This is a genomic window from Roseateles sp. (assembly GCF_046300915.1).
In the GTDB taxonomy this organism is placed as follows: domain Bacteria; phylum Pseudomonadota; class Gammaproteobacteria; order Burkholderiales; family Burkholderiaceae_C; genus Kinneretia.
Genome location: NZ_JBKCLH010000089.1, coordinates 1 through 5318, shown reverse-complemented (window position 1 = coordinate 5318; position 5318 = coordinate 1). Strand labels below are relative to the sequence as shown.

5 protein-coding genes are annotated in these 5318 nt (G+C 66.0%); 2 read left to right on the top strand and 3 right to left on the bottom strand.

Annotation, left to right across the window (positions count from 1 at the left end; genetic code table 11):
- From ACK5F2_RS06900 to dnaA, 3 genes are all read right to left on the bottom strand, one after another.
- Nucleotides 1-1366, bottom strand: a 1366-nt coding sequence (locus tag ACK5F2_RS06900) for an ATP-binding protein (RefSeq protein ID WP_409863726.1), incomplete at its 3' end; no start/stop codon positions are given.
- 113 nt (nucleotides 1367-1479) lie between these two features.
- Entirely contained in the window at nucleotides 1480-2604 is a 1125-nt protein-coding gene (gene dnaN, locus ACK5F2_RS06895; protein WP_409863724.1) for a DNA polymerase III subunit beta, read from the bottom strand.
- Nucleotides 2605-2700: 96 nt separating this feature from the next.
- On the bottom strand, nucleotides 2701-4179 hold the full coding sequence (gene dnaA, locus ACK5F2_RS06890) for a chromosomal replication initiator protein DnaA (protein WP_409863723.1): 1479 nt from the start codon (nucleotides 4177-4179) through the stop codon (nucleotides 2701-2703).
- 392 nt (nucleotides 4180-4571) lie between these two features.
- On the opposite strand from dnaA, the gene rpmH reads away from it, so the two are divergent.
- Nucleotides 4572-4706: a 50S ribosomal protein L34 gene (rpmH, locus tag ACK5F2_RS06885; RefSeq protein ID WP_054021782.1), complete on the top strand. Its 135-nt coding sequence runs from the start codon at nucleotides 4572-4574 to the stop codon at nucleotides 4704-4706.
- A gap of 17 nt (nucleotides 4707-4723) precedes the next feature.
- Complete coding sequence (locus tag ACK5F2_RS06880; protein WP_409863722.1) at nucleotides 4724-5245, top strand: ribonuclease P protein component; 522 nt, start codon at nucleotides 4724-4726, stop codon at nucleotides 5243-5245.
- The last annotated feature ends 73 nt before the right edge of the window (nucleotides 5246-5318 follow it).

Sequence of the window (5318 nt, the reverse complement as noted above, 5' to 3'; positions counted from 1 at the left end):
CCACGATGTAGATCTCGCACATGGCGGGGTCTTTTTCCTGGCAGTCGGCCAGCTTGCCGGGCAGGCCCAGGCCGTCCAGCACGCCCTTGCGGCGGGTCATCTCGCGGGCCTTGCGGGCGGCTTCGCGGGCGCGGGCGGCGTCGAGGATCTTGCCGCAGATGGTCTTGGCGTCCAGCGGGTTCTCGAGCAGGTAGTCGGTCAGCAGGCGCGAGACGATGTCTTCCACCGGCGCGCGCACCTCGCTGGAGACCAGCTTGTCCTTGGTCTGGGAGCTGAACTTGGGCTCGGGCACCTTGACGCTGACCACGCAGGCCAGGCCTTCGCGCATGTCATCGCCGGCCACCTCGACCTTGGCCTTCTTGGCCAGCTCGTTGTCCTCGATGTACTTGTTGATGACGCGGGTCATCGCGGCGCGCAGGCCGGTCAGGTGGGTGCCGCCGTCACGCTGCGGGATGTTGTTGGTGAAGCAGAGGACGTTCTCGTTGAAGCCGTCGTTCCACTGCATGGACACTTCCACGCCGATATTCGTGCCCTGCTCGCTGACCTTCTCGCCCACGGCGTGGAAGATATTGGGGTGCAGGGTGGTCTTGCCCTTGTTGATGAACTCGACAAAGCCCTTGACGCCGCCCGCGTAGGCGAAGTTGTCTTCCTTGTTGTTGCGCTCGTCGACCAGGCGGATCTTGACGCCGTTGTTCAGGAAGCTGAGCTCGCGCAGGCGCTTGGCCAGGATCTCGTAGTGGAACTCGTTGTTCTGCTGGAAGATCTCGGTGTCGGGCAGGAAGTGCACCTCGGTGCCGCGCTTGTCGGTCTCGCCGATGACGCGCATGGGGCTGACCTCGAAGCCATCGCGCATTTCCAGCACGCGGTCTTGCGGCACGCCCTTCTTGAACTCGATCTGGTGGACCTTGCCCTCGCGGCGCACGGTCAGGCGCAGGTATTTGGAGAGCGCGTTCACGCAGCTCACGCCCACGCCGTGCAGGCCGCCCGAGACCTTGTAGCTGTTCTGGTTGAACTTGCCGCCGGCATGCAGCTCGGTCAGGGCGATTTCGGCGGCCGAGCGCTTGGGCTCGTGCTTGTCGTCCATCTTCACGCCGGTGGGGATGCCGCGGCCGTTGTCGATGACGCTGATGCTGTTGTCGGTGTGGATGGTGACGATGATGTCGTCACAGTGGCCGGCCAGGGCCTCGTCAATGGAGTTGTCCACCACCTCGAACACCAGGTGATGCAGGCCGGTGCCGTCCGAGGTGTCGCCGATGTACATGCCCGGGCGCTTGCGCACCGCCTCCAGGCCTTCCAGGATCTGGATCGAGCTGGCGCCGTAATCGCCGCCGTCGCTGGGCTGTTGGGGGGTGGTGTTGTCACTCATGGCAGGTACTCAACAAGGCCGCGTAGCGGCCGCTACAACTCTCAAACCAGAACCCCCCGCTTGGCGGGGGGCAGGGGGGGCGGAACACTCGGCAGCAATGCCGAGGCGAATCGCTAGATTCGCATCGGCATGACCACGTACTTGAAGCCGCTCTGCTCGGGGATGGTGATCAGCGCGCTGGCGGCGCTGTCGTTCAGGTCGATGGAGACCATGTCCTGGCTCATGTTCGAGAGGGCGTCCATCAGGTAGGTGACGTTGAAGCCGGTCTCGATCAGGTCGCCGCCGTAGTCGATCTCGATCTCTTCCTTGGCCTCTTCCTGCTCGGCATTGCTGGAGGCAATGGAGAGCAGGCCGGGCTCGAAGCTCAGGCGCACGGCCTTGAACTTCTCGCTGGTCAGGATGGCGGCGCGCTGCAGGCTGGCCAGCAGGGGGGCGCGGCCCAGGGTGACCTTGAACTTGTGGTTCTTGGGGATCACGCGGTTGTAGTCGGGGAACTTGCCCTCGACCAGCTTGGTGACGAACTCCATGCCCGAGAAGCTGAACTTGGCCTGGTTGCCGGCAAAGCGCATCTCGATGGGCTGCTCTTCCTCCTCACCCTTGCCACCGTCCTTGAGCAGGCGCATCAGCTCCAGCACGGTCTTGCGCGGCAGGATCACCTCCTGCTTGGGGCACTCGGTTTCCAGCTGGGCTTGGGCCAGGGCCAGGCGGTGGCCGTCGGTGGCCACCAGGGTCAGGGTCTTGCCCTCGGCCACGAACAGGATGCCGTTGAGGTAGTAGCGGATGTCGTGCACCGCCATGGCGAAGTGCACCTGGTTGATCAGGCTCTTGAGCGTCTTCTGCGGCACGCTGAAGGCGGGGCCGAAGTCGGCGGCCTCTTGCACCAGGGGAAAGTCGTCGGCCGGCAGGGTCTGCAGGGTGAAGCGGCTCTTGCCGCCCTGCAGGGTGAGCTTGCTGGCATTGGCCGTGAGGCTGACCGTCTGGTCCGAGGGCATGGAGCGCAGGATGTCGATCAGCTTGCGCGCGCCCACGGTGGTGCTGAAGTTGCCGGCGTCGCCGTCCAGCTCGGCCGTGGTGCGGACCTGGATCTCCAGGTCCGAGGTGGTGAGCTCGATCTGCGAGCCCTGCTTGCGTATCAGCACATTCGCCAGGATGGGCAGGGTGTGGCGCCGCTCGACGATGCCGGCCACGGCCTGCAGGGCCGCGAGCACCTTGTCCTGGGTGGCTTTCAACACAATCATGTTTAACCTCTCTCCGCTTGTTTGGCTGGTCTGGCCGCCATTGGGCAATGCCGCCTATTTTCACCCAGTTAAGGGGTGTTTCTGGCTGGAGGAACCCTAGCCTTTGAGCGTCTGCTCCAGCACATGCAGTTGCTGGTTCAGCTCGGTGTTCTTCTGGCGCTCGCCACCGATCTTGCGCACGGCGTGCAGCACGGTCGTGTGGTCGCGCCCGCCAAAGAGCTCGCCGATCTCGGGCAGGCTCTTTTGCGTGAGCTCCTTGGCCAGGTACATGGCAATCTGGCGCGGCCGGGCGATGCTGGCCGGGCGCTTCTTGCTGTACATGTCGGCGACCTTGATCTTGTAGAAGTCGGCCACGGTCTTCTGGATGTTCTCCACCGAGATCTGGCGGTTCTGGATGGAGAGCAGGTCCTTGAGCGCCTCGCGGGCCAGCTGGATATTGATTTCCTTGTGCGAGAAGCGGCTGTAGGCCAGCACCTTGCGCAGGGCGCCTTCGAGCTCGCGCACATTGGCGCGCACGTTCTTGGCAATGAAGAAGGCCACGTCCTCGGGCATGGGCGCCTGTTCGGCCTCGGCCTTCTTGATCAGGATGGCCACCCGCATCTCCAGCTCGGGCGGCTCGATGGCCACCGTCAGGCCGGCGTCGAAGCGGCTGGTCAGGCGCTCGTCGATGTCCACCAGGCCCTTCGGATACGTGTCCGAGGTCATGATGATGTGGGCGCGCTTGGCCAGCAGGGCCTCGAAGGCGTTGAAGAACTCCTCCTGCGTGCGGTCCTTGCCGGCGAAGAACTGCACATCGTCGATCAGCAGCAGGTCCAGCGAGTGGTACTTGGCCTTGAGCTCGTCAAAGGTCTTGCGCTGGTAGTTCTTCACCACGTCCGAGATGAACTGCTCGGCGTGCAGGTACAGCACCCGCGCATCGGGCTTGTCCTTGAGCAGGGCATTGCCCACGGCGTGGATCAAATGGGTCTTGCCCAGGCCCACGCCGCCGTAGATGAAGAGCGGGTTGTACATGGCGCCGGGCGCCCCGGCCACATGCAGGGCGGCGGTGCGGGCCATCTGGTTGGCGCGACCGGGCACCAGGGTGTCAAAGGTCAGGGCCGGGTTGATGCGGTGACGGCTGGCGCTGGGCGGCGGGGTCTGGGCCGCCAGCTTCGGGGTGGGCTGGGCGGCCACGGCGGCCGGCGCTGCCCCCGAGGCCTGCGCCGGGGCGGCGGACGGGGACGCGGCGGGGGCGGACGCGGGGTTCATGCCCTTGTGCAGCACCTGGCCCAGGGCCACGGGCTGGTTGGCAGGCTGGACCATGCGACCCAGGGGCTCGCGCGGGGCCAGGGCCAGCTCCAGCCGGGCCGGGCGGCCGGCCAGCTCGCTCAGGATGGATTCGATGCGGCCGGCGTACTGGTTGCGAATCCAGTCCAGCTTGAAGCGGTTGGGCACACGCAGGGAGACGAGCACGCCATCGGCACCGCCATCGGCCACGTCGGCCGGGGGCAGGGGGCGGATCCAGGTGTTGAATTGTTGTTCGGGCAGTTCCGCGGCCAGCCGTTCGCAGCCGCGCTGCCAGAGATCAGCGCTCATTGTGGAAAACTTGTTCTTGAGCGGCCGGATTGTACGGGTCTTGGGGCCGCCAGACCCCAGGTTATCCACAGAAATTTCGACCGGGTCAATCCCCCTAAATCCCGAGTCGGGCCTTGACGCTCGTTGACCGCCCTGGGGATTTTTGGTGTAATCGCGGGTTTTCCGGGCGCTGGAGGTTCAGGCGCGCGGGTGCCGGGCATCGGGTGCCGGCGTCGGACTCGGGCTTGCCGCAAGGCGCCGGAGCCCGGGGCTGCATCGATCTGAGAGGGCTCAGAAGCCCGGCGCGATGGCAGCCGCCCATCTCCTCCGAGCTAACCGACCTGGGCTGCTAACACAGCCCCCTAGGCGCAGTTAGCGCACCTAGCATTACTCGCCTTCGTAGAGGTTCCAGCATGAAACGCACTTACCAAGCTTCCAAGACCCGTCGCGCCCGTACCCATGGCTTCCTGGTTCGCATGAAGACCCGCGGCGGCCGCGCCGTGATCGCTGCGCGCCGCGCCAAGGGCCGCAAGCGCCTGGCCGTCTAAGCCGGGACGCGAAGATCGTGATCGGCCGCATCCAGCGATCGGCCGACTTTGAGCGCGTGTTGGGGGCGCCCAGTCGGGTGCGAAGCCCCCACTTCGCCGCTCACCATGTCACGGCCGTTCCCAGCCTGCCTGGACGAAACTTGTCCACAGAAGCTGCTGAGTTATCAACAGCTGATGCACAGGTGGCCCACAGCCTTGTGGATGAAGCCCTGGTACAGGCCCTGCCCCAGGGTTGCTGGCTGGGTCTTGTGGTGCCCAAGCGCCACGCCCGCCGCGCCGTGACCCGCTCCCTGCTCAAGCGCCAGATCCGCGCCGCTTTCGCCAGCGGTGCCGAACGTGGCGTGGTGCCGCCCGGTCTCTGGGTGGTGCGCCTGCGTGCGCCTTTCGACCGCAAGCAGTATCCCAGCGCCGCCTCCGAGGCGCTGCGCCTGGCTGCGCGCGAAGAGCTGACCCAGCTGGTGGGCAAGCTGGCCCGGCGGCCCCGGCCCGTGCCTCCTGCCAAGCCGGCCCCCGCGCCGGCCGCCCCCACGGGTGCCTGAGCCATGAGCGACGCCAGCAGCAGCAGCACCGATACGCAGCCCCGCAGCCTGGGTCAGCGTCTGCTGATGGGCC